General features: G+C 63.2%; 18 protein-coding genes and 2 pseudogenes. 14 read left to right on the top strand and 6 right to left on the bottom strand.

Annotated features, from left to right (window positions below; all coding sequences use genetic code 11):
- Positions 1-116: 116 nt before the first annotated feature.
- Positions 117-776, bottom strand: a complete 660-nt coding sequence (locus C4K27_RS17240) for a DUF2931 family protein (RefSeq protein ID WP_053261423.1) — start codon at positions 774-776, stop codon at positions 117-119.
- Positions 776-2358 (bottom strand): annotated as a pseudogene (locus tag C4K27_RS17235) (phospholipase effector Tle1 domain-containing protein). The gene C4K27_RS17240 and the pseudogene C4K27_RS17235 overlap by 1 nt, the downstream one beginning before the upstream one ends.
- Before the next feature lie 258 nt (positions 2359-2616).
- Between C4K27_RS17235 and C4K27_RS17230 the strand changes: the two are divergent.
- The 10 genes and pseudogenes from C4K27_RS17230 to C4K27_RS17185 all read left to right on the top strand — a co-directional run.
- Positions 2617-3933 carry a flavin-containing monooxygenase gene (locus tag C4K27_RS17230; protein ID WP_053261422.1) on the top strand — a complete coding sequence of 439 codons (1317 nt, stop codon included), beginning with the start codon at positions 2617-2619 and terminating at the stop codon, positions 3931-3933.
- Positions 3933-4343, top strand: a complete 411-nt coding sequence (locus tag C4K27_RS17225; RefSeq protein ID WP_053261421.1) for a RidA family protein — start codon at positions 3933-3935, stop codon at positions 4341-4343. Before C4K27_RS17230 ends, C4K27_RS17225 begins: the two co-directional genes overlap by 1 nt.
- Before the next feature lie 10 nt (positions 4344-4353).
- Positions 4354-5028, top strand: a complete 675-nt coding sequence (locus C4K27_RS17220; RefSeq protein WP_053261420.1) for a DUF1028 domain-containing protein — start codon at positions 4354-4356, stop codon at positions 5026-5028.
- On the top strand, positions 5021-6181 hold the full coding sequence (argE, locus tag C4K27_RS17215; protein ID WP_053261419.1) for an acetylornithine deacetylase: 1161 nt from the start codon (positions 5021-5023) through the stop codon (positions 6179-6181). The genes C4K27_RS17220 and argE overlap by 8 nt, the downstream gene beginning before the upstream one ends.
- 33 nt (positions 6182-6214) lie before the next feature.
- Positions 6215-7708, top strand: coding sequence for an aldehyde dehydrogenase (locus C4K27_RS17210; RefSeq protein WP_053261418.1), 1494 nt, complete (start codon positions 6215-6217; stop codon positions 7706-7708).
- A 57-nt stretch (positions 7709-7765) separates the two neighbouring features.
- Positions 7766-9202 (top strand): APC family permease, encoded by a 1437-nt coding sequence (locus C4K27_RS17205; protein ID WP_053261417.1) that lies wholly within the window; start codon positions 7766-7768, stop codon positions 9200-9202.
- Positions 9199-10581, top strand: a complete 1383-nt coding sequence (locus C4K27_RS17200) for an aspartate aminotransferase family protein (RefSeq protein ID WP_007924823.1) — start codon at positions 9199-9201, stop codon at positions 10579-10581. Before C4K27_RS17205 ends, C4K27_RS17200 begins: the two co-directional genes overlap by 4 nt.
- A 54-nt stretch (positions 10582-10635) precedes the next feature.
- Positions 10636-11676, top strand: a complete 1041-nt coding sequence (locus tag C4K27_RS17195; RefSeq protein ID WP_053261416.1) for a gamma-aminobutyric acid-binding protein — start codon at positions 10636-10638, stop codon at positions 11674-11676.
- A gap of 362 nt (positions 11677-12038) precedes the next feature.
- Entirely contained in the window at positions 12039-12674 is a 636-nt protein-coding gene (locus tag C4K27_RS17190) for a lytic polysaccharide monooxygenase auxiliary activity family 9 protein (RefSeq protein WP_053261415.1), read from the top strand.
- 37 nt (positions 12675-12711) lie between these two features.
- A pseudogene (locus C4K27_RS17185) lies at positions 12712-13722 on the top strand (chitinase); the annotation flags it as partial.
- 283 nt (positions 13723-14005) lie between these two features.
- Here C4K27_RS17185 and C4K27_RS17180 read toward each other — a convergent pair.
- On the bottom strand, positions 14006-14578 hold the full coding sequence (locus C4K27_RS17180; RefSeq protein ID WP_007924818.1) for a LuxR C-terminal-related transcriptional regulator: 573 nt from the start codon (positions 14576-14578) through the stop codon (positions 14006-14008).
- A gap of 149 nt (positions 14579-14727) precedes the next feature.
- On the opposite strand from C4K27_RS17180, the gene C4K27_RS17175 reads away from it, so the two are divergent.
- From C4K27_RS17175 to C4K27_RS17165, 3 genes are read left to right on the top strand one after another with little or no spacing between them, the layout of a single operon-like run.
- Complete coding sequence (locus tag C4K27_RS17175) at positions 14728-15906, top strand: acetyl-CoA acetyltransferase (protein WP_053261413.1); 1179 nt, start codon at positions 14728-14730, stop codon at positions 15904-15906.
- A gap of 2 nt (positions 15907-15908) precedes the next feature.
- Positions 15909-17450, top strand: coding sequence for a class I adenylate-forming enzyme family protein (locus tag C4K27_RS17170; protein ID WP_053261412.1), 1542 nt, complete (start codon positions 15909-15911; stop codon positions 17448-17450).
- Positions 17451-17493: 43 nt separating this feature from the next.
- The gene (locus C4K27_RS17165; RefSeq protein ID WP_053261411.1) at positions 17494-18834 is read left to right on the top strand and encodes an MFS transporter; all 1341 of its coding nucleotides are present in this window, start codon (positions 17494-17496) and stop codon (positions 18832-18834) included.
- A gap of 103 nt (positions 18835-18937) precedes the next feature.
- Here the strand turns inward: C4K27_RS17165 and C4K27_RS17160 are convergent, their stop codons facing one another.
- The 3 genes from C4K27_RS17160 to C4K27_RS17150 all read right to left on the bottom strand — a co-directional run bounded on the left by C4K27_RS17160 (position 18938) and on the right by C4K27_RS17150 (position 23167).
- A complete protein-coding gene (locus C4K27_RS17160) occupies positions 18938-19849 on the bottom strand; it encodes a LysR substrate-binding domain-containing protein (RefSeq protein WP_009044121.1) in 912 nt (303 codons plus the stop codon).
- Positions 19850-20232: 383 nt separating this feature from the next.
- Positions 20233-22353, bottom strand: coding sequence for a TonB-dependent siderophore receptor (locus C4K27_RS17155; protein WP_053261410.1), 2121 nt, complete (start codon positions 22351-22353; stop codon positions 20233-20235).
- Between the two features lie 439 nt (positions 22354-22792).
- The gene (locus tag C4K27_RS17150) at positions 22793-23167 is read right to left on the bottom strand and encodes a winged helix-turn-helix transcriptional regulator (protein WP_037004770.1); all 375 of its coding nucleotides are present in this window, start codon (positions 23165-23167) and stop codon (positions 22793-22795) included.
- Positions 23168-23269: 102 nt separating this feature from the next.
- Between C4K27_RS17150 and C4K27_RS17145 the strand changes: the two genes are divergently transcribed.
- Positions 23270-24388, top strand: coding sequence for an NADH:flavin oxidoreductase (locus C4K27_RS17145; RefSeq protein WP_053261408.1), 1119 nt, complete (start codon positions 23270-23272; stop codon positions 24386-24388).
- The last annotated feature ends 101 nt before the right edge of the window (positions 24389-24489 follow it).

The raw sequence follows: 24489 nt of genomic DNA, 5'->3' as shown, positions 1-24489 counted from the left end.
TTCATTGTTTCCGCGATTGCAAGGGTCGGGCGGCGAGGGCGGTGACGGCATAAGGTGTTATCGCAAGGATTGTCGTCCTGGTTGCGGTCTGCCCGGCAGGGAGGTGAGTGCTTTCATTACCAACTGCCATAGGGGATGCCGTACTTCTCTATATAGCGTTTGGATTTTTCGCTGACTTTATAGGCGTAACGGCCGTTGTTTTTTCCTTGGCTGGGTCCCAATGGTTCGACTTCAGCTTGAGCTCGAGCGACTTTGACTGTGTGGCGGCATTCATCTCTTACCCACACTTGAACAATGCCGCCCGGCGCCAAACCCAGATAGACGGACGCCATATAGCGGGCGGTCTGGTCCGGTGTTTCCGAGCAGCGTCGGTTAGTTGAGGCCCGCATGATTTTTCGGGCCTCTTCGGAGATCTCCACCCACGCCCGATAAGTCTGTGGTTCCACGATGGATTGCCAACGTACGTAAATACGCTTGGGCAGGTCGGCTCCCACCACTGACCATCCATTGCCTCCAACTTTATCTTCCCAGCCCCGGGCCCACTCTTTCTCATAACCGAGGTCGCCACCTGCCGCGGAGCCGCTGCCAGTGTGGGTGAATAGCTGGCCATTGATGTCTTCGACGGCGCTGTCTTCGACCCAGACTTTCATGTAGAACGGCTCGATAAAGCCAAGCTGCCACCAGGGGGCTTTCGGGTCATTCTTTCCAGAAAGTGGATCAGTGGCTTGGCAGCCACTTAGCAGTAGTGCGCCCAGCAGTGCGATAAATGCTCTCATTACCAAAGCGTCCAGTCAGGTACGTGAGGGTGTTGCACACGCACGGCATCCACCGTGGGGGCGTTGATATAGACGACTTTAAGGCTGCCGCCATGCTGTTTGCCAAGCGGGTGGTTCCAGTGGGCCGAGAGATGGATATAACGCAGCTTGAGCATGGCCTCCTCGGCTGGCGTCGTACTGTAGTCACCGGCGACAAACCTGTCACATAGTGCTTGAAGCTCCGTTGGAATCGCGTACTCGGGTGTCTCCGGGATTTCCTCGAATTGCACACCGTTCTGCCTGGCCAGCTCATACATGACGCGCAAAGTTACTCCCGCCAGCTTATTGCTCATTGGCCTCTTGAGTTGCAGGCCGGCATACACCCGTTTTCTTCGTGGTCCGAGGCGATTCTGTGGATCCTGGGGCAGCAACAGCGGCTCCGGTGTGACGATTTCCAGCCATTGCGCAGGCCAACCCTTGGCCAGCCAGTGTGCTCTTGCCTGGAGCGCATCCCGGTAAATCGAGGTGTGGGTCACATCAGTATTGATTGAGACTTCCAGCGCCTGCATCGGGCTGACCAGTACACACTCCTGCACCTCATCCAGATAACCGCCGCCGATATCCGAATGCGCGCCGGGCAGGGTGATTTCGGCGTGATCGGGTTTGACCCGGCTCAGGGCGAAGTTGGCCCGATACTCGTCGCGGGCGACCAGCTGCACCACCGAGCGAAAGTAGCGGCGGTCAAGGTGGAGCTTGATACCGGGAGCAATGGCGCTGCGCACATTGCCCAGATTGCTCAAGCCGGCAACCGAAGGCACGGTGTCGAACAGACCGATAAACCCCATATCGACATCGTGGCCGTACTGCCGGTTGAAGTTGGGACTGAGGGCCTCGCAATGGCTATGCAAAATCAGTTGCAGCGGTCCGAGCCAGCGCACCACTTCATTGGCGAAATGTCGGGCTGCCGCCGCACCTCGGCTAAAGCCGAAGGCATCGAAGGTCAGTGAAGTGATTTCACTTTCGAGATTCTCTTTATGGGGTTCACGGACAAGTTCCTCTATTTCCCGAAATGCCCTTTGTACACACCCCAAGACACCTCTTTCTCCACGCCCGGTTCCAGAGGTAATCACGCTGTCTTTCTCGCCTGTCTTTGTGCCGATGCCCTCGATATAGATTGAGCGAAAGGCTTGTGTAGACCTTCACCTTCGACTTTTTGGGGGGCGTGGTACAGCTCTCTCAACAATTTTATATTGCTCACATCATTCCCATAACTGCTCTCCGGATCCCTCATATACGGCTTGCAACTGCCATCGAGATCCTTGGCCTCAATAGGATGCTGGGCGCCACACAGCTGGCCCATGGCCGAGTTGCTGGCATTGTTGCCGGTACCATCGAAGAACACGCCGATGCGCAGCGCCACCTGAATCTTTTCGGGCGGTGGCGCGGGCTCTTTGGCGTATTTCTCGTACTGGGCCCAGAGCTGTTCGCCGTAGCTGGGCTGTTCGGTTTCGGCGGCGCGCTCCGCTGGGAGCTGGTTGGGATACTGGTTGGGATTGGCGGGCCGTAGAAGATTGGGCATCGGCCCGGGTCCGTTGCTGGCCATGACGGGTCCTGGTTCAAGCGAAAGGGTCGCTGAAAACCGTACCGGCAATGGCGGGGCAGGGATTTAGGAGGATTCTGCAAGAGGCTGGGCAGTGGCTGATTCGGTTGTAGGGCTGATGCAGGGCCCCCCGATAGCCAGACAGTTTTTTACTCTCTAGCAACCACAAAAATCATAATTTCGGCATTTCCCGCCTTCTCCCAGAATGCGTCCTACACCGCCCACGGCTGCCTACGTGGGATCACTCAACAGGGCGCAGACATGACAACCCATAAAACAATAATCGACACGCTTGTAGTGGGCGCCGGCCAAGCCGGCGTGGCCATGAGCGAACACCTGAGCCGCCTGGGCGTGCCGCATCTGGTGCTGGAGCGCAACCGCATCGCCGAAGCCTGGCGCAGCGGGCGCTGGGATTCGCTGGTGGCCAACGGCCCGGCTTGGCATGACCGCTTTCCGGGCCTGGAATTCGAAGACCTGGACCCCGATGCCTTCGCCGGCAAGGACCAGGTCGCCGACTACTTCGAAACCTACGCCCGCAAGTTCAACGCGCCGATACGTACTGGCGTCGAAGTCAGGAAAGTGGTGCGCAACACCGCCCGCCCGGGCTTCACCGTGGACACCAGCGACGGGGTGATCGAAGCCCGGCAAGTGGTGGTGGCCACCGGTCCGTTCCAGTGCCCGGTGATCCCGCCGATCGCCCCGCAGGATCAGCGTGTGCTGCAGATGCACTCGGCGGCCTACCGCAATCCGCAACAGCTGCCCGAAGGCGCGGTGCTGGTGGTGGGGGCGGGCTCTTCGGGGGTGCAGATCGCCGATGAGCTGCAACGCGCCGGCAAGCAGGTCTACCTCTCGGTCGGGGCCCATGACCGCCCGCCGCGGGCCTACCGCAACCGTGACTTCTGCTGGTGGCTGGGGGTGCTAGGTGAGTGGGATGCCGAGACCATGCAGCCGGGCAAGGAGCACGTGACCATCGCCGTCAGCGGCGCCCGTGGCGGGCATACCGTGGACTTCCGCCGGCTGGCCCACCAGGGCATGACCCTGGTCGGCCTGACCAAGGCCTTCGATAACGGCGTGGTCAGCTTCGAGGCCAACCTGGCCGAGAACATTGCCCGCGGCGACGAAAACTACCTGGCGCTGCTCGACGCCGCCGATGCCTACATCGCCCGTAACGGCCTGGACCTGCCGCAAGAGCCCGAAGCCCGGGTGATGCTGCCGGACCCGCCGTGCCTGACCCAGCCGCTCCTCGAACTCGACCTGGCCAAGGCAGGCGTCGGCACCATCATCTGGGCCACCGGTTATTCGGTGGACTACAGCTGGCTGCAGGTCGATGCCTTCAAGGATAACGGCAAGCCCCGGCACCAGCGCGGTGTGTCCAGCGAGCCCGGGGTCTATTTCGTCGGCCTGCCGTGGCTGTCGCGCCGTGGCTCGGCGTTTATCTGGGGCGTGTGGCACGACGCCCGGCACATCGCCGAGCACATCGTCAAACAGCGCCTCTACTTCGATTACCGCGACGCCGCGCAGCGTCAAGCCGAGCGCGAATCCTCCGTTCAATCCGCCAGCCGCATGGGAGCCCGCTGATGCCTACGCATACCCGCATCCGCATGTTCAACACCAAAGACACCTACCCGAACCAGAGCCTGGACAACGACCTGTGCCAGGCGGTGCGCGCCGGCAACACCGTGTATGTGCGCGGCCAGGTCGGCACCGACTTCAATGGCCAGCTGGTCGGCCTCGGCGACCCGCGGGCCCAGGCCGAGCAGGCCATGCGCAACGTCAAGCAACTGCTGGAAGAGGCTGGCAGCGACCTCAGCCATATCGTCAAGACCACCACCTACCTGATCGACCCGCGTTACCGCGGGCCGGTCTACCAGGAGGTCGGCAAATGGCTCAAGGGCGTGTTCCCAATCTCCACCGGACTGGTGGTCAGCGCCCTGGGCCAGCCGCAGTGGCTGATGGAAATCGACGTGATCGCGGTCATCCCCGAATAAGGAGTTCGCCATGACTTTTTCCATCGTCGGCCGCTGCGCCGAAACCGGCCAGTTGGGCATTGCCATCAGCTCTTCGAGCATCGCCGTCGGCGCCCGCTGCCCCTGGCTGCGCAGCGGCGTGGGCGCGGTGTCGAGCCAGAACATCACCTTGCCGGCCCTCGGCCCCCAGGTGCTCGACGGCCTGGGCGAAGGCCTGGCGCCGGCGCAGGCCCTGGACCAGGCGCTGACCCGCAACGGCTACAGCCAGTACCGCCAGGTAGCGGTGGTGGATGCCCGGGGGCGCACGGCGGTGTTCAGCGGCAATCACGCGCTGGGCATTAACAACGCGGTGGCCGGTGAGCAATGCGTGGCGGCCGGCAACCTGCTGGCCAGCAGCGCGGTGATCGAGCGCATGGTCGAGGCCTTCGAAAGCAGCGAGGGCTGCCTGGCGGCGCGGCTGCTCAGCGCGCTGCAGGCCGGGCAGGACGCCGGGGGCGAGGCGGGCGCGGTGCATTCGGCGGCGCTGTCGGTGGTCGGCGAGCTGGTCTGGCCGATCGTCGACCTGCGGGTGGACTGGGCCGAGGCCAACCCCATCGGCGAGTTGCACAGGCTCTGGAGCGCCTACGAGCCGCAGTTGCAGGATTACCTGACCCGCGCCCTCAATCCGACCCTGGCGCCGAGCTACGGAGTGCCGGGCGATGAGTGAGCTGCGCAGCCGCGCCTTGCTGGCCAGGCTGGTGGGCTTTGCCACGGTCAGCCGCGATTCGAACCTGGCCTTGATCGAGTTCGTGCGCGACTACCTGCACGGCCTGGGCGTGAGCTGCGAGCTGATCTACAACGCCGAACGGACCAAGGCCAACCTGCTGGCCAGCATCGGTCCGGCGCTGGAAGGCGGCATCGTGCTGTCCGGGCACACCGACGTGGTGCCGGTGGACGGCCAGCCCTGGACGCTTGAACCCTTCAGCCTGACCGAGCGCGACGGCAAGCTCTACGGGCGCGGCACCGCCGACATGAAAGGCTACCTGGCCTCGGTGCTGGCCGCGGTGCCGCTGTTTCTCGAAAGCCCGCTGCGCCGGCCGGTGCACCTGGCGTTCTCCTATGACGAGGAAGTCGGCTGCCTCGGCGTGCGCAGCCTGCTGGAAGTGCTGCCACAGCGCATCCCGCAACCGGCGCTGTGCCTGATCGGCGAGCCCACCGAGCTCAAACCGGTGCTAGGCCACAAGGGCAAGTTGGCCATGCGTTGCCATGTGCACGGCGCACCGTGCCACTCGGCCTATGCGCCTTATGGGGTCAACGCCATCGAGCAGGCGGCGCGGCTGATCGGCCGGCTGGGGGAGATCGGCCGGCGCCTGGCGGCCCCCGAGCATCACGACGCCCGCTTCGACCCGGCGTTTTCCACCGTGCAGGTCGGGGTGATCCAGGGCGGCACGGCGCTGAATATCGTCCCGGCCGACTGCCGCTTCGACTTCGAGGTGCGCGCCTTGCCGGCCTTCGAACCCCGGGCAGTGGTGGACGAACTGCAAGGCTATGCCGAACAGGAGCTGTTGCCGACGATGCAGGCAATCAAGGCCGATACGGCGATCCGCTTCGAAGCGATCTCGGCTTATCCAGGTTTGGCGACTGCTCCCGAAAGCGCCGCCGCGCAACTGGTGGCGCAACTGTGCGGGAGCGATGCCTTCGGCACCGTGGCCTTTGGCACCGAAGGCGGATTGTTCGACCAGGCCGGCATCCCGGCGGTGGTCTGCGGCCCCGGCAGCATGGACCAGGGCCATAAGCCGGACGAGTTCGTCAGCGTCGAGCAGATGGCGGCCTGCGACCGGCTGATGGACCGCCTGGCCGAATACCTCTGCAAGCATTGATAACGATTTTTCAATAAGAACAAGGAATCCGCGGTGAAAGATTTCAACGAGTGGACAGCCCTGGCGCAACGCCAACGCCTGATCGACAGCGCCTTTATCGACGGTGAGGCGTGCCAGGCCGAGAGCGGCGCACGCTTCGATGTGGTCAACCCGGCCACCGAGAAACGCCTGGCCCAGGTGGCCGCCTGCGGTGCGGTCGAGGTCGACCGGGCGGTGCGCAGCGCCCGTCGTGCGTTCGAGCAGGGCTCCTGGGCCAGGATGGCGCCGGGCGAGCGCAAGGCGATCCTGCTGCGCCTGTCGCAGCTGATGCTGGAGCACCGCGACGAACTGGCCTTGCTCGATTCCCTGAGCATGGGCAAGCCGGTGATGGATGCCTGGAATATCGATGTGCCGGGCGCGGCCCATGTATTTGCCTGGTACGGCGAAAGCCTCGACAAGCTCTATGACCAGGTGGCGCCGAGCGCCAGCAATGTCCTGGCGACCATCACCCGGGTGCCGCTGGGAGTGATCGGCGCGGTGGTGCCGTGGAATTTCCCGTTGGACATGGCTGCCTGGAAGCTGGCCCCGGCCCTGGCCGCCGGTAACAGCGTGGTGCTCAAGCCGGCCGAACAGTCGCCGTTCTCGGCCCTGCGCCTGGCCGAGCTGGCCATCGAAGCCGGCTTTCCCAAGGGCGTGCTCAACGTGGTGCCGGGCCTGGGCGAGGAGGCCGGTCGCGCCCTCGGCCTGCACATGGAGGTGGATGCCCTGGTGTTCACCGGTTCCACCGAGGTCGGCAAGTACTTCATGCAGTACGCCGCGCAATCGAACCTCAAGCAGGTCTGGCTGGAGTGCGGCGGCAAGAGCCCGAACCTGGTGTTCGCCGATTGCCAGGACCTGGACCTGGCGGCCGAGAAAGCCGCGTTCGGCATCTTCTTCAACCAGGGCGAAGTCTGCTCGGCCAACTCGCGCCTGCTGGTGCAGCGCTCGATCGCCGATGGGTTCATCGAGCGCCTGGTGGCCAAGGCGCGCCAGTGGCAGCCGGGCAATCCGCTGGACCCGGCGAGCCGGGCCGGGGCCATCGTCGATGCGCGGCAGGCCCGGCGCATAAGGCAGTACATCGAGCAGGCCCAGGCCGAGGGCGCGCAGTTGGTGTGCGGCGGTCGGCAGTTGAGCATCGACGGTTCGAGCAACTTTATCGAGCCGACCATCTTCAGCGGCGTGACCGCCGACATGACCCTGGCCCGCGAAGAGGTGTTCGGCCCGGTGCTGGCGATCACGCTGTTCGACGACGAAGACCAGGCGGTGGCCCTGGCCAACCAGCACATCTATGGCCTGGCCGCTTCGCTGTGGACCGACGACCTCAATCGCGCGCATCGAGTGGCGCGGCGGCTGAATGCCGGGACCGTGTCGGTGAATACCGTCGATGCGCTGGATGTCACCGTGCCCTTCGGCGGCGGCAAGCAGTCGGGCTTCGGCCGCGACCTGTCGCTGCATTCGTTCGACAAGTACACCCAGCTGAAAACCACCTGGATTCAACTGCGCGGCTGAGGCCCCGAAACGCGGCACCGATCTTCAAAAAAATAGAACAACAAGACGGAGCAACCGATGAACAGCAATGCAAGCGTGCAAACCGGCGCCCTGGCGCCGCCCGCGAGTCGCAAGAAACTCGGCCTCACCGCGCTGTTGGCGGTGGCCATCGGCCTGGTGGTCTCACAAGGCGTGATGGTGCTGATGCTGCAAGGCGTCGGCATCGCTGGCCTGGGCTTTATCGTGCCCCTGGGCCTGGCCTACCTGCTGGCCCTGAGCTACGCCTGTTCGTTCTCCGAACTGGCGCTGATGATCCCCCGCGCCGGCAGCCTGAGCACTTACACCGAGGTCGCCATCGGCCAGTTCCCGGCGATCCTGGCGACCTTTTCCGGCTACATAGTGGTAGCGATGTTCGCCTTGTCGGCCGAGCTGTTGCTGATGGAGTTCATCATCGACAAGGTCTACCCGCACGCCATGCCGCCGCTGACCGTGGCCCTGGGGGTACTGGCGCTGTTCACCGTGCTCAACCTGTTCAACATCGACATCTTCGCCCGCCTGCAGACGGTGCTGGCGGTGGTGATGACCGTGGTCCTGCTGGTGATGGGCCTGAGCGCGATGAACAGCGACATTGTCGCGCCCAACCCGACGTTGTTCGACAGCGCCCACTGGAACCCCCTGGGCCTGGGGGTGGTCGCCCTGACGGCGATGGCGGTCTGGGGCTTCGTCGGCGCCGAGTTCGTCTGCCCGCTGGTGGAAGAAACCCGGCGTCCGGAGCGCAATATCCCGGGCTCGATGATGCTCGGCCTGACCATCATCTTCGTGATCATCAGTCTGTATGGCCTGGGCGCCTTGCTCACCGTGCCCCAGGCGGAACTGGCCAGCAACGGCCTGCCGCATTACCTGTTCGCCACCACGGTGTTCGGCGAGGCGGGCAAGGTGTTCCTGGTGACCGCCGCGATCACCGCCACCTGCAGCACCCTCAACAGTTCGCTGGCAGCGATCCCGCGCATGCTGTTCGGCATGGCTCGCAATGGCCAGGCCTTTGGCATGTTCAAGCTTCAGGGCAAGCGCACCGGCGCGCCCTGGGTGGCGGTGCTGTTCATCGCCGCGGTCACCGGCCTGCCGTTGCTGCTGATGCACGACCATGCCGACGCGATCAACCAGCTGCTGCTCTCGGCGGCCCTGGCCTGGCTGCTGGCCTACATCATCACCCACGTCAATGTCATCGCCCTGCGTCGCCGTTACCCGCAGGTGGCGCGGCCGTTCCGTACGCCGTTCTACCCCTTGCCGCAGCTGTTCGGCATCGTCGGCATGCTGTTTGCGATCTGGAACGTCTCGCCCAGCCCGGAGATGACCTTTTCGATTTTTGCCTACGCAGGCCTGGTGCTGCTGATCGTCTCGATCATCGCCGTGCTGTGGATCAAGGGCGTGATGGGCAAGCCACTGTTCAAGCCGGAGCCGCTGGCCAGCGTGCTCGGCACTCTCGATAAAAACCCGCAAGGAGACTCGCAATGACCGTTCAGATCAAACCCGTGCGCAGCACCGGCGACTACCAGGCCGCGGATGCCGCGCACCACATTCATGCGTTCCTCGATCAGAAGGCGCTGAACGCCGAAGGGCCGCGGGTGATCGTGCGCGGTGAGGGCCTGGCGCTCTGGGACAATGACGGCAAGCGCTACCTGGACGGCATGTCGGGCCTGTGGTGCACCAACCTCGGCTACGGCCGCAAGGACCTGGCCGCGGCCGCCAGCCAGCAGCTCGAGCAGCTGCCGTACTACAACATGTTCTTCCACACCACCCACCCGGCGGTGGTCGAGCTGTCGGAGCTGCTGTTCAGCCTGCTGCCCGCGCACTACAGCCACGCGATCTACACCAACTCCGGCTCCGAGGCCAACGAGGTGCTGATCCGCACCGTGCGCCGCTACTGGCAGATCCTCGGCAAGCCGCAGAAGAAGATCATGATCGGCCGCTGGAACGGCTACCACGGCTCGACCCTCGGCGCCACGGCGCTGGGCGGGATGAAGTTCATGCACGACATGGGCGGGGTGATCCCGGACGTGGCGCACATCGACGAGCCGTACTGGTTCGCCCACGAAGGCGACCTGACCCCGGCCGAGTTCGGCCTGCGCGCTGCGCGGCAGCTGGAGGAGAAGATCCTCGAACTGGGCGCCGAGAATGTCGCGGCCTTCGTCGCCGAACCCTTCCAGGGCGCCGGCGGCATGATCTTCCCGCCAGAAAGCTACTGGCCGGAAATCCAGCGCATCTGCCGCCAGTACGACGTGCTGCTGTGCGCCGACGAAGTGATCGGCGGTTTCGGCCGTACCGGCGAGTGGTTCGCCCACCAGCATTTCGGCTTCGAGCCCGACACCCTGTCGATCGCCAAGGGCCTGACCAGCGGCTACATCCCCATGGGCGGTCTGATCCTCTCCAGGCGCATGGCCGAGGTGCTGGTGGAGCAGGGCGGGGTGTTCGCCCACGGCCTGACCTATTCCGGCCACCCGGTGGCGGCGGCGGTGGCCATCGCCAACCTCAAGGCCCTGCGCGACGAAGGCATCGTCAGCCGGGTCAAGCACGAGACCGGGCCGTACCTGCAGCGCTGCCTGCGCGAGGTGTTCGACAACCATCCGTTGATTGGCGAAGTGCAGGGCGCGGGTCTGGTCGCCGCCTTGCAGTTCGCCGAAGACAAGGCCAGCCGCAAGCGCTTCGCCAACGAGAACGACATGGCCTGGCGTTGCCGCACCATCGGCTTCGAAGAGGGCCTGATCATCCGCTCGACCCTGGGCCGGATGATCATGGCCCCGGCCCTGGTGGCCAGCCACGCCGACATTGATGAACTGGTCGACAAGACCCGTACCGCCGTAGACAGGACCGCCCGCGAATACGGTCGTCTGTAGGCCCAAAAGCGGCCGGCGCGCGCGGGCGCGTCGGCCTATTCGAGGAACCGCTACATGTCCAGATCCTTGCGTTGCTGTGTTCCCTTTGCCCTGGCCCTGTTGTGCACCGCGGTTGCGGCCGCACCGCAGAGCCTCACCGTCATCTCCTTTGGCGGTGCCACCAAGCAGGCCCAGGACAAGGCCTACTTCCAACCTTTCACCGCCAGCGGCGCAGGACGCGTGGTCGCCGGCGAATACAACGGTGAGCTGTCGAAAATCAAGGCCATGGTCGATGTCGGCCATACCAGTTGGGACGTGGTCGAAGTCGAAAGCCCGGAGCTGTTGCGCGGCTGTGACGAAGGCTTGTTCGAACGCCTCGACCCGGCGCGCTTCGGCGACGCGGCGCAATTCGTGCCGGGGACCCTGAGCGAATGCGGGGTGGCCACCTATGTCTGGTCGATGGTCATGGCCTACGACCAGGACAAGCTGGCCAAGGCGCCGACCTCCTGGGCAGACTTCTGGAACGTCGCCGACTTCCCCGGCAAGCGCGGCTTGCGCAAGGGCGCCAAGTACACCCTGGAAATCGCCTTGCTCGCCGACGGGGTCAAGCCGGACCAGCTGTACCAGGTGCTGGGCACTCCCGAGGGCGTGACCCGGGCGTTCGCCAAGCTCGATCAGATCAAGGGCAATATCCAGTGGTGGGAGGCGGGCGCGCAGCCGCCGCAATGGCTGATCGCCGGTGACGTGGTGATGAGCGCGGCCTACAACGGGCGGATCGCCTCGGCGCAGAAGGAAGGCATGAAACTGAGCATCGTCTGGCCGCAAAGCCTGTACGACCCGGAGTACTGGGCGGTGGTCAAGGGCACGCCGAACAAGGCGCTGGCCGAAGACTTCATCGCCTTCGCCAGCCAGCCGCAGACCCAGAAGGTGTTCTCCGAGGAGATCCCCTACGGGCCGGTGCACCGTGACGCGCTGGCGTTGCTGCCGGCGGCGGTGCAACGGCAGCTGCCCACCGCCGAGGCCAACCTGGCCGGCGCGCGGGCGGTGGACGCGGAGTTCTGGGTGGACCATGGCGAGGAGCTGGAACAGCGCTTCAACGCCTGGGCGGCGCGCTGAGGTCAATGGCCGCCGGCTTCGTAAAGGAGGGCACCCGCTCTTTGTAGGAGCCGGCTTGCTGGCGATAGAGGCAACGCGGTGTGCCTGATGCGACGCTTCGCGAGCAAGCTGCGCTCCTGCAGATGCAGATTGGGTATTGGCCGCATCGCCGGCAAGCGCCGCCTGGACAGGTAGGACTTTTGCTTCAAGTTGGGTAGGAGAAATCTAGTGGTACTGGTTATATATCCAGTATTCTCGGGAGATTCCGCTGCCAGCGTGATGCAGACCGAAAAATGGGCCCGTGGACAGAAAATCCAGCTCGGTTAATTTGAAGACCTCTCCTTTGGAAAGGGAGAGTTTCTTAAATCAATGGAGCAATAAACATGAACAAACCACAAACCCAATCACCGCTTCGCCACGGTCGCGTCACCTCCCCAGCCTCCCGCGGCGCAGTCGCCATCGACCTGGGCCTGTTGGGCGGTTGGCAGGTCAATGAGATGGAAGGCGGCAAGAACTTCCCGGCCCTGGCCGCGGGTCCGTTCCCTGCACCGTTCAACACGGATAACCCAAGCGACGTGCCGCCGGCCGATGGCTTCATCCTCAGCGGTGGCAAGACCGATGCCCGGGACTGCGTCAACTTCACCGATGAGGAGATGAGCAAGAAGCTCGGTCGCGCCTTCGCCTGGCCGACGCTCAACGTCAACCCCGGCCAGATCTTCAAGGTGACCTGGCAGTACACCGCGCCGCACACCACCCGTGGTTATCGCTGGCTGATCACCAAGGACGGCTGGGACCCGAAACAGCGCATCACCCGCGCCCAACTGGAGGCTCAACCTTTCGCCGAGGACTTCTATCCGCAGGTGCCTTACTACAGCCATGCCGGCGAACTGAAGGCCAAGGTCGATCATGAAGTGAAGCTGCCGGCCAATAAAAAGGGCCGTCACGTGATAGTCCTGATGTGGATCGTGGCCAATACCGGCAACGCCTTCTATCAGGCCTTCGACGTCGACTTCAAATAAGTCTGCGGATCATTAAAACGTTCTGAAGGATTAGAACATGTCACAGATTGACTTTACCCAACTGAAAACGACGCAGGACGATGCCGCGTCGCGGATGCCGAGCCTGGATGGCAAGAAAATCCTCATGGGCTACTGGCACAACTGGCCGGCCGGTCCCTCGGACGGCTACCAGCGCGGGCAGTTTGCCAATATGAACCTGGAGGATGTGCCCCGCGACTACAACGTGGTGGCCGTGGCGTTCATGAAAGGCAGCGGTATTCCGACGTTCAAGCCGTACAACCTGTCCGATGCCGAGTTTCGTCGCCAGGTGGGCGTGCTGAACAGCCAGGGCAGGGCGGTGCTGATGTCCCTGGGGGGCGCCGATGCTCATATCGCGTTGAACCCGGGCCACGAACAGCCCCTGGCCAATGAAATCATCCGTCTGGTGGAAACCTACGGCTTTGACGGGCTGGACATCGATCTTGAACAGAGCGCGATTGACTTCGCCAGCAACAAGATCGTCCTGCCGGCCGCGCTGAAGCTGGTCAAGGATCACTATGCTGCCGAGGGCAAGCATTTCATCATCAGCATGGCGCCGGAGTTCCCCTACCTGACTGCTGCCGGTCGATACGTCGACTACCTCAAGGCGCTGGAAGGCTACTACGACTTCATCGCGCCGCAGTTCTACAACCAGGGCGGCGATGGCCTCTGGGTTCAGGAGGCCAACAACGGCAAGGGGGCCTGGATCGCCCAGAACAACGACGCCATGAAAGAGGACTTCCTCTATTACCTGACCGAAAGCCTGGTGAGTGGTACTCGCGGTTTCACCAGGATTGCCGCTGACAAATTCGTCATTGGCCTGCCCGCCAACGTCGATGCCGCGGCCACCGGATACGTGGTCAACCCGGCGGCCGTTGCCAATGCGTTCAAACGCCTCGATGCCAAAGGGCTGTCGATCAAGGGCCTGATGACCTGGTCGGTCAATTGGGACAGCGGGGTCAACAAGGACCACGTGCCCTACAACCAGGAGTTCAGCCGGCGCTACGGGCCGTTGATCAACGGTGGCAAGCTGTCCTCCTCAACCCAGGATGAGCCCCACCCGCAGACCGCCTACTAGCACTCGATCAAGGAGGCATCCGGCAGACGTGCCGGATGCTCGACAGTCAAGCCTATTGACTGGATCGCTGAGGGCAAGCAATGAAAATCCGATGTCGTAAGGCATCGGATTTTTTTGGCTTTCAAGATGGGGGCCGTCCACCAGGTCCTGGCAGAGGACGGCAGCGTGGAGGGCCCGACTATCGGGCCATTGCAGCTGCTGCGCATCAGTGCCGGCGACATGCTTGCCTAGGCGCTCAACTGATGAAGATGATCTTCGACACCAGTTCTGCGCTGTTCTTGGCCTGAAGCTTCTTCATCAGCCGGGCGCGGTGGACTTCCACGGTGCGGTGGGAAATGCCCAGCTTGCGCGCCACTTCCTTGCAGGTCAGGCCATTGACGATATGCAGCGAGATTTCCCGTTCGCGCGGGGTCAACTGGATCATCGGCGCCGGTTGGCGGTCCAGGCGCTCGAAATGCCAGACCATCAGCTTGAACGGGTCCTCGGCCGTCAGGGAAAAACCGTGGGCGCGGGCCCAGAACACCTCGCCGTTGCGATGCTGCATGAAGCGTTCGTCGGAGTAGAAGGTGCCGGGTCCGTTGCGCAGCCAGTGCTCGCTGCGTTCGCCGATGCTCTGGTAGTCGGCCTGGGAGGGGTACAACAGCAGGGTCAGGTGGCCTTGCAAGTGTTCGCGCTCGTAGCCGAACAGGCGTACGAAGGCCTGGTTGCAATCGAGCATCCGGCGATGCCCGGTGATCATCTGCGGTGCGGGGGAAACCTGGAAGGCCAGGCGCTCGAGGTCCTGGAATTGCTGGGCGTGTAGGGTCATCAGGCATCCTGCCTCGGGTTTGTCGGCGCACCCCTTTTTTTGGGGGGGCGGGGGACTACTTACTGCCGTACGTAGTTCCCCCAACTAGCGTGTGATTCGGGTGTTGAATCATTGTATGGAATACCCGCTTCAAGGAAGAAGAAAATCACATGATTCACGATTCCGTATCCATCGTCGCTGCCGCCCATAGCCCTTTCGGTCGTCTGGACGGCCTGAACCTCGAGGACCTGATCGTCCAGGTTACCCGCGAGGCCCTGGCAGACGCTGAGATCGAGGCTGCACAAATCGACGCGCTGTTTCTCGGGCACTTCAACTCCGGCCTGGTGGCGGATGGTTTCCCCGCCTCGCTGATGCTCCAGGCCGATCCGCAACTGCGCTTCAAGCCCGCCACTCGCTGCGAGAACGCTTGCGCCTCCGGTTCGGCGGCGATCCAGGCCGGGATCAACGCGATCCGCAGCGGCGCCGCCGAACTGGTACTGGTGGTTGGCGCGGAGAAAATGACCGGCAACAGCACCGTCGAAGTCACTCGGGCCCTGGCCGGCGCCGGCTACCAGAACGCCCTCCAGGAGGCCGGCATGAGTTTCGCCCAGCTTTTTGGCCGGGTGGCGCAGCAGTACGCCGACCGCTACCACAGCCCGTTGTCCTCGATGGCCATGATTGCGGTGAAGAACCACGCCAATGCCATGGCCAACCCCCTGGCACAGATGCACCGCGTGATGGATTTTGAACACTGCAACAACGTTTCCCAGGGCAACCCGCTGATCGCACCGCCACTGCGCCTGACCGACTGCTCGTTGATCAGTGACGGTGCGGCGGCGATCATCCTGGCCTCGCCCCAGCGCGCCCGTTCGATGCGACGCCAGGTGGCGATTCGTGCCATGACCCAGGTGAACGACTTCCTGCCCTTGTCGAGCCGTGACATGCTGGCCTTCGAGGGGCCGCGACGGGCCATCCACGGGGCCCTGCGCCAGGCCGGCGTGACCCTTGGCGACCTGAGTTTCGCTGAGGTACACGACTGCTTCACCATCGCTGAATTGCTGATCTACGAAGCCATGGGCCTGGCGCCCAGGGGCGAGGGGCACCGGGCCCTCGACGACGGCACCGTGCGCCAGGGCGGACGCCTGCCGGTGAACCTGTCCGGCGGGCTCAAGGCCAAGGGGCATCCGGTGGGGGCCACCGGGGTATCGATGCATGCCCTGGGCTTTGCCCAACTGATCGGCAAACCCATCGGCCTGGGTGTGCCCGGTGCCGAGTTCGGCTTGCTGTTCAACATGGGCGGCATGGCGGTGGCCAACTACGCCAGCGTCCTGCAAGCGGTCAAGGTCTGAGGATGAACATCGCCCATTGGCTGCGCGATGCGGCCCAGCGCTGGCCGCGGCGGGGAGCTCTGTTCGAGGGTCGCCGCCAGGTCGCTGACTACCAGGCGTTTGCCGAGCAGGCCAGGGCACGTGCCCTGCAACTGCGCCATGAGTACGGCATCGAGCCTGGCGACCGAGTGGCGCTGCTGCTGAAGAACAGCTGCGGTTATCTCGAACTGTTGTACGCCATCTGGTGGAGCGGGGCGGTGGCGGTTCCGATCAACAGCAAGCTGCATGCACTGGAAGCCGCCTGGATTGCCGGCAATGCCGGGGCCCGGCTGATCTACACCGATGAGGGCCAGAGCTTCGACGCCGAGGCCCTGCCTGCCGGCTGCCGCGAACTGGCCGCGCCCGGGCTGGCCGTGCAAGGCGGGGTGCCGGGCGATGAACTGGTGGAGCCGCACCTGCGGGAGGACAACGACCTGGCCTGGCTGTTCTACACCTCCGGGACCACTGGCCGCCCCAAGGGGGTGATGTTGTCCCATGGCAACCTGATCGCCATGTCCTTGTGTTATCCGCTGGACGTGGATCCGGTGGCCGCTGATGACGCAGTGGTCTATGCCGCGCCGATGTCTCACGGCGCCGGCCTCTACAACTTCATCCATGTGCGCTGTGGCGCCCGGCATGTGGTGCCGACGTCCCAGGGGTTCCAGGCGGCGGAGTTGTTCGAGCTGGCGCAGGCGCTGGGCCAGGTCAGCCTGTTTGCCGCGCCGACCATGCTCAAGCGCATGGTGCAGCAGGCCCGGCAGCAGGGCTATTGCGGCGAAGGGATCAAGACCATCGTCTACGGCGGCGGCCCGATGTACCTGGCGGATCTCGCCCAGGCCCTGGACACCTTCGGCCCGCGGCTGGTGCAGATCTACGGCCAGGGCGAATGCCCAATGACCATCAGCGCCCTGTCCAGGGAGACCATTGCCGACCGCGGGCATGCTGACTGGCCGACCATTGCTGCCTCGGTAGGGCGTGCCCACGCCTGCGTTGAGGTGCGCGTGGTGGATACTGCGGGCCAACCCCTGGCTGCCGGGGAGAGGGGGATAATCGCCGTGCGCGGGGCTGTGGTGATGCAGGGGTACTGGGACAATCCGCAAGCCACCCGGGAGGCCCTGGTGGACGGCTGGCTGCTCACCGGTGACATCGGTTTCCTGAATGAGCGGGGTTACCTGACCCTGACCGATCGCTGCAAGGATGTGATCATCTCCGGCGGCAGCAACATCTACCCGCGGGAAGTCGAGGAAGTGCTGATCCAGCACCCCGAGGTATTCGAAGTGTGCGTGGTGGGGGAGGCCGACCCGCAGTGGGGCGAGTCGGTGGTGGCCTTCGTGGTCCTGCGTTCGCCCGGAAACCTCGATGCGCAGGCGCTCAACCTTTGGTTCCTGGCGCGCATGGCCTCGTTCAAGAAACCGAAGAAGTACCTGTTTTGCGCCGAGCTGCCCAAGAATAGCTATGGCAAGATTCTCAAGACCCGCTTGCGCCAGTGGTTGCAGGACCCCACCGGGCCCTTGAGCAACCTCTGAAACGCGGCATTTCATGGATAGCACTACGACAGGAGTCCCCACGATGGGCGTGCCACCTTCCAACCCCCAGCGCCAGCGGCGCCGGGCCTTCATCGGCGCCACTTCCGGCCACTTGATCGAGTGGTACGACTATGGCGTCTACGGTTTCCTGGCCTTGTACATCGGCAAGGCCTTCTTCGTTTCCGACGATCCCACCAGCAGCCTTCTGGCAAGCTTCGCGGCCTTTGCCCTGAGCTTCTTCATCCGGCCCCTGGGCGGCCTGTTCTTCGGCCCTCTGGCCGACAAGATCGGCCGACGCAAGACCCTGATCACGGTGCTGGTGATGATGGCCGGCTCCACCTGCCTGCTGGGCCTGTTGCCGACCTACGCCAGCATCGGCATCGCCGCGCCGGTGATCCTGGTGCTGGTCCGCTGTGTGCAGGGTTTCTCTGCCGGTGGCGAGATCGGCACCATCACCAGCTTCATTTCCGAATACGCCAGCCCAGGGCGCCGGGGATTCGCCACCTGCTGGCTGATGGTCACCGCTGTGCTCGGCCTGCTCCTGGGCGGCGCCGTGGCCAATGGCATGACCTGGGCCCTGGGCGCCGAGCTGATGCAGGATTGGGGCTGGCGGATCCCGTTCCTGATCGCAGGTCCCCTGGGCTTCATCTCGCTGTATATCCGCCTGAAACTGGAGGACAGCCCGGAATTCCTCGCCTTGCTGCAGGCCGGGCAGACCTCCAAGGCGCCGCTGCGCGAGGTTTGGCAGTGGAAGCGCCCGATCGCTTTGGTGTTCTTCATCATCACCCTGCATAGCTCGATCTTTTACCTGGTGCTGACCTTCGCCTCGACCTACATGTCCAACACCCTCAAGTTCGACAGTGGCACCACCTTGCTCTATGTATTTGTCGCCAGCCTCTCGGCGGCGGTGGTCATGCCCTTCGGCGGCGCCTTCACCGATCGCTACGGACGCAAGCCGTTCCTGATGGTGATCGGTACCCTGGCGACCCTGGCCATGTACTGGTTCTTCAAGGCCGCGCCCAACGCCACCCCGGCCACCTTGTTCTGGCCGCTGATGGCCGTGGCGATCCTGTTCGGGCTCTATGCGTCCTCGACCTACGCGCTGATGAGCGAGCTGCTGCCGACCCGTATCCGCTCCACCGGCATCGCCGTGGCCTACAACATCCCGGTGGCGGTGTTCGGCGGTAGCGCGCCGCTGATTTCCACCTGGCTGATCAAGCTCACTGGCGACATCACCGCGCCCTGGTACTTCTACGTGGCGACCGGGATCGCGTCGCTGCTGGCCCTGCTAGTGCTGCGCAAGGAAGACTTCGTCGCCTGTACCCGCGACGTCCGGCACCAGGGGCATGGGGCTGCGCAACTCCTGGTCAATCCGCAAGCTTAAGCCCACCTGTCAGCGCCGGCCCCGGCCGGATGGCAAGGACGTCGGTATGGGTCAATGATGGGCAATGCATCGGGCGGGGCGATCCGCTCCTGCTCGCTGGCCCTCAGGCGAGCCAGGCCTTGAACTGCTCCTTGCAGTAATCGACGAACAACTGCGCAGGCTTGGTCAGCTGCGCCCGTTTCAGCCAGCCGGCCACCAGCGCCGAGCCGGTGACATCTTCGGCAATCTCCACACAGACCACTTCCTGGCCGTCATAGGTGCTGTTGCCGTGGGGCCTGGTCACCAGCAAGGCAAAGCCGAACCCCTGGCCGACCATGCCGCGCACCATCTCGATCGACGGCGAGCCGAAGACGATATTCGGCGTCAGTTGCAGCTCCTCGAAGATGCTCACGAAGTAGGTGCGGCTGGGCTGCACATCCAGCAGGATCATCGGCTCCAGCACCAGGTCGCGCAGTGACACCTGGGCCTGTCCGGCAAAACGGTGCCCGGCCGGCACCAGGGCATACGGCCGTTGCGGCGCCATCAGCGCCTCGGTCTCGATGGTGCTGTCCAGGTCGTGTTCGTAGAAGATCGCCAGGTCGAAGCGTCCGCCGGTCAGGCCCTGCACCAGTTCCTGCTGCTCGCCGTCCTGCAGGCGGATCTCCACCCCCGGAAAACGCTGGCGAAAGCCGGCGATCAGCCGTGGCAGGTAGAGCGGGGCGACCGTCTCGAAGCAACCGATATCGATCTGCCCGCACACCACGTCGTTGTCGGCCAGGGCGTTCTGCTCGAACTCATGAGCCATGCGCAGCAGTTCCTGGGCCTTGCGGTAGAAACGCGCGCCGCCCGGGGTCAGGGACACGCCCTGGGCGTGATGGCGGATCAGCAACTGCACGCCGAAGCTGTCTTCCAGGCCCTTGACCGCCGTGGAGATCGACGGCTGGGCGATGTACAGCTTGCGCGACGCCTCGGCGACGCTGCCACAGTCGACGGTGGTGACGAAATACTTCAATTGACGCAAGGAATAGGACGCCACAGTGCACCTCTGGCCGATGGTTTTGCTCCACGATACCCGCTCCACGGGCCGGCGCTGCAGCGGATTTTGCTCGGCAGTGGGCATATTTTCGCTGGGTAGGCGTTGCACGCCGCGCAAGGCGCCCGGGCCACCCGGCAGCCTGAGGAACGGCTCGCCTCCGGTGAAGCGTGGTGAAATAGCCGCGACCGAATGACGGATGGCGAACGCTGGGCGGCTGGGTTGTGGGCGACGGGACAATGCCGCCAGGGAGGGCGCGGAGGTCGACAGGGGCGGTGCCGCTGCGTGAGCGGCCAATGCAAGGGCCTTCACAGGGGGGGATCTGCAAAAGCCCTCACAGGCAGGCGTGCAGTTCTTCGGTGCACGCCCTGGAACAAGCCTTTCAATTAGAAGGTGTAGGCAATCCCCGCCTGCACCGTGCGCGGCGCGCCCGGGTAAACGTAGGTATTGAACGCGCCTTCGTCATAGCCCTTGTTGAACAGGTTCTTCACGTCCAGGTTCAGGCGCACGTGTTCGTTGAACCGGTAGAAGCTCAACAGGTCGACCACGCTGTAGCGCTCCATGGTGTAGGTGGTCGCGGCGGTCTGGCCGGCGCGATCATCCACGTACTTCACGCCCATGCCCAGGCCCAGCCCTTTGGCCACGCCGTCCTGGAATTCGTAGGTGTTGAGCAGGCTGAAGGTGTTGCGCGGGATGTTTGCCAGGCGTGTGCCATCGGCCAGCGTGTTGTCCTTGGTCACCTCGGCGTCCACGTACGCGTAGCCGCCGAGCATGCGCCACTCGGGGGTGATGTTGCCGGCGATGTTCAGGTCGATGCCACGGCTGCGGACTTCACCGGCCGCCACGCTGTAGTTGGAGTCGACCGGGTCGACGGTCAGTACATTCTGTTTGACGATGTGGTAGATCGCGGCATCCACGCTCAGCTGATGCTCCAGCGCTTCCCACTTGACGCCCAGTTCATAGGACTTGCCTTTCTCCGCGTCGAACCCGCCCCCTTCACGGCTGGCGCCGTTGTTCGGCTTGAAGGAGCGCGCGGTGTTGGCGTACACCGCGACAGTGTCGGTCAGGTCGTAGATCAGGCCGAAGCGCGGGGTGACCGCATTTTGGTTCTTGGTGAAGTCGCGGGTGGTGCTCAGGTAGTCGTCATAATCGTGTTCGAAACGCTCGAAACGCACGCCGGCCAGGGCTTTGAGGCGTTCGGTCAAGGCCACCTGGTCTTGCACGAAGAGGGCCCAGGTCTTGAGGTTTTCCTTGTCGTGGGTAGTCGTGCGGGTGAGGGCCGGACGCGGCTGGCCCAGCACCGGGTCGAACAGGTCGATCGGGTAGGCAGCGGCACCGGCGGCGGAGCGCTGGATCAGCGATTGGTAGTGGTAGTCCTCATATTCCACACCGGTCAGCAGCGTATGGCTGAAACCAGCGAGGTCGAAATAGCCGGTCAGGTTCAACTGCATATCGCGGTCGCTCCACTCCAGCTTGCGGTAGTTGAAGTTGCGCCCCAGGGTGCGGCCATCGGCCTGCAGGGCATTGGCTTCCACGGCATTGCCTTGCAGCTGGCCATCCAGCCATTGCACGCCACCGGCCAGGGTCCAGTCTTCGTTCAGCAGATGCTCGAAACGCAGCTGGGTCATGTTGTTGTCGTTGTGCAGGGTATTGTCCAGGCCCTTTTCCCAGACGTTGGTGTCCCGCGAGGCGCTTCCTTTCTGGTTGGGGTAGCGAGTCAGGCCCCGGTCCAGCGGATGGTTGTTGCGCATGTAGTCGCCTTCGAAGGTGATGCGCGTGCTGTCGTTGACCTGCCAGCTCAGCACCGGGGCGACGTCGTAGCGTTCGGTTTTGACATCGTCGCGAAAGCTTGAGCCGCCTTCGCCCAGCAGGTTCAGGCGGTAGGCCAGGGCGCCGCTTTCATCCAGCGCGCCGGTGGCGTCGAGCGTGGCGCGGTGCATGCCTTGGTCGTCGAGCTGGCTGCCCAGGGTCACTTTGGATTCAGCCTGCGGCTGCTTACTCACCACGTTAAAGGTTCCGCCCGGGTCGCCACGGCCGTACAGCGAACTGGCCGGGCCGCGCAGGACTTCCAGGCGCTCGATGGTGTTGGCGTCCGGCGCGTTGGGATAACCGCGGTTGATCGGGAAACCGTTGCGGTAGAACTCGCCGGTGGTAAAGCCGCGAACGGTGAAGGTGGTCAGGCCCTGTCCGCCGAAGTTGTTGGCGCGGCCCACGCCACCTACGTAGTCGAGCGCATCCTGCAAGCGCGTTGCGCTGATGTCTTCCACCACATCCTTGGGCACGACGCTGACGGACTGCGCGGTTTCATGCAGGGCGGTATCGGTGCGCGTGGCGCTGACCGAACGGGTGGCGCGATACCCCTGCACCGGACCGTCGGCGCGCTCGGCAGCGGCATCGGCGGTGATGCTGGTGGCCTGCAACTCGAGTGAGGAAGCGCTGGATTGATCGGCCCAGACAACAGGGGAAACGGCGTGCAGCAGGCAAAGCGAAACGAACGTACGACGCATCGACAGGACGATCCAGAGCAGGAGAGGGGAGGAAAAACCGCAGCATACTATATGCTAATGCTTATCATTAGAAACGTTGGTTGGTGTACTAACGTACCGATAACAGGGCCGCCCATCGGCACCCGCCGGCACGGAGAAAACGCCCGCGTCGCTCGCCCGCTAGAGGCTTGTATCTACCCCTGTGGATTACCTGATTCTGGCGAAATGCCCATGCTGGAAAACGCCATCAAGGTCGATGTCGTGGTGGTCGGGATGGAATGCTGTCATCTTAGAACGCCCCGGTATCAGGGCTATCGAAACGCTGGCGATGGTGACGTGTCGCAGGACCGATGGTGCGTACTCAACGTCCAGGATGGGTTTAGGAATACCGCCAGCAGATCTATCAAGTAATGCGTTGCAGGTAGCAGTGGCGGCATGTCAATGAAAAAGAATCACACCGTCAACTTACCTCCGCGGCCTCGTCAAACTTCAACCGGGCCGCTTCAACCTCGGGCAATTTGTCGAGTGTCCATTTATGCAATTCGCGAAATGGCTGCTGCAGTGTTCGACCCAGTGGGGTGATCTCATACTGGACTGCCACGGGCGAAAACGAGATGACCTGGCGCGAGACGAGTCCATTTCGTTCCAGCCGACGTAGGCACTGTGTCAGTGCTTTCTGAGTGACGCCCTCCAGGCGACGCCTGATGGCGTTAAAACGGTGCGGCCCGTCATCAAGTACCGCCAGAACCATCATCGACCACTTGTCTGCGATTTGGTCGAACAGTGCCCGGCTTGGGCACTCCGACGAAAAACATTGTGGCTTTAATTCCAGCATCGAAGTTTCCTCATATATACCTAGGCGACTCTAGGTGCCTAATTGACATTTGGTTTACAAAATATACTTATGTGGCTTCCAAAATCAAATGGAGTCCATCCAATGTCAAACCCTGATACCAGCATTTTATTTCGTCCTTTTTCCATCCGGTCGCTTGAGCTGAAAAACCGGATTGTCATGGCGCCAATGACGCGTCTGTTCTCACCCGAAGGCATCCCGGGTGAAGCGAGCACTGCCTACTACCGGCGGCGGGCAGAGGGACGTGTTGGGCTGATTTTGTCGGAAGGCACCGTGATTGATCGCCCAGCATCGCGCAATGATTCCGGCATTCCTTTTTTTCACGGCGAAGCGGCGCTGGCTGGGTGGAAAAACGTGATCGATGCGGTCCACAACGCTGGCGGGCGCATGGCACCGCAGATCTGGCACACCGGTGCCGCACGTTACATCAACGACTGGGAGCCAGATGCGCCAGTGGAAAGCCCGTCGGGCCTTGATTCGCCAGGTGACCTGCGTGGTGTGGCGATGAGTGAAGAGGACATTGCTGACACGGTAGCAGCGTTCGCCAAGGCCGCAGCGGATGCCAAACGGCTGGGCTTCGATACCGTTGAGATCCACGGAGCCCATGGTTATTTGATCGATCAGTTTTTCTGGTCTGGTACCAATCTGCGCACCGACCGCTACGGCGGCCCGACGATCAAGGAACGCTCGCGTTTTGCCAGTGAGATAGTGTCTGCTGTTCGTCATGCTGTTGGCCCTGAGTTCCCGATCATCATGCGTGTCAGCCAGTGGAAGCAACAGGATTACGGAGTACGCGTCGCTGAAACGCCAGCTGTGATGGAAGACTGGTTGTTGCCATTAGTCGAGGCGGGTGTCGACGTCCTGCACTGCTCACAACGTCGCTTCTGGGAACCCGAGTTCCCCGAGATTGACGGTGAGAACGGTCTGAACTGCGCGGGCTGGGCGAAGAAAGTAACCGGGGCCGCGACCATCAGTGTTGGTTCGGTTGGGCTAGAAAATGATGTTACTAATGCCTTCGCCGGCAAGGGTTCAACCCCTGCGAGTCTGGATCGGCTTGTCGAGCGCATGGAGCGCGAAGAGTTTGATCTGATCGCTGTAGGGCGTGTTCTGCTGAGTGACAAGGATTGGGCCGCCAAAGTTGAAAAAGGCAATTACGCGGATCTGAAGGGTTTCAATCCGGCATCTTTAGCCGAATTGGTTTGAGCCTTGTTGCGGAGTGCAGAGTGCGATGCCACAAAGGTTTTAATCTGAAGTAATCAGAGGTCTAGCCTCCGATGCTGAGAGGTCGAGATCGTAATCTGCTG

Origin of the sequence: Pseudomonas chlororaphis subsp. chlororaphis (assembly GCF_003945765.1) — a bacterium.
Taxonomy (GTDB): domain Bacteria; phylum Pseudomonadota; class Gammaproteobacteria; order Pseudomonadales; family Pseudomonadaceae; genus Aquipseudomonas; species Aquipseudomonas chlororaphis.
This window is presented reverse-complemented; position numbering and strand designations above follow the sequence as displayed.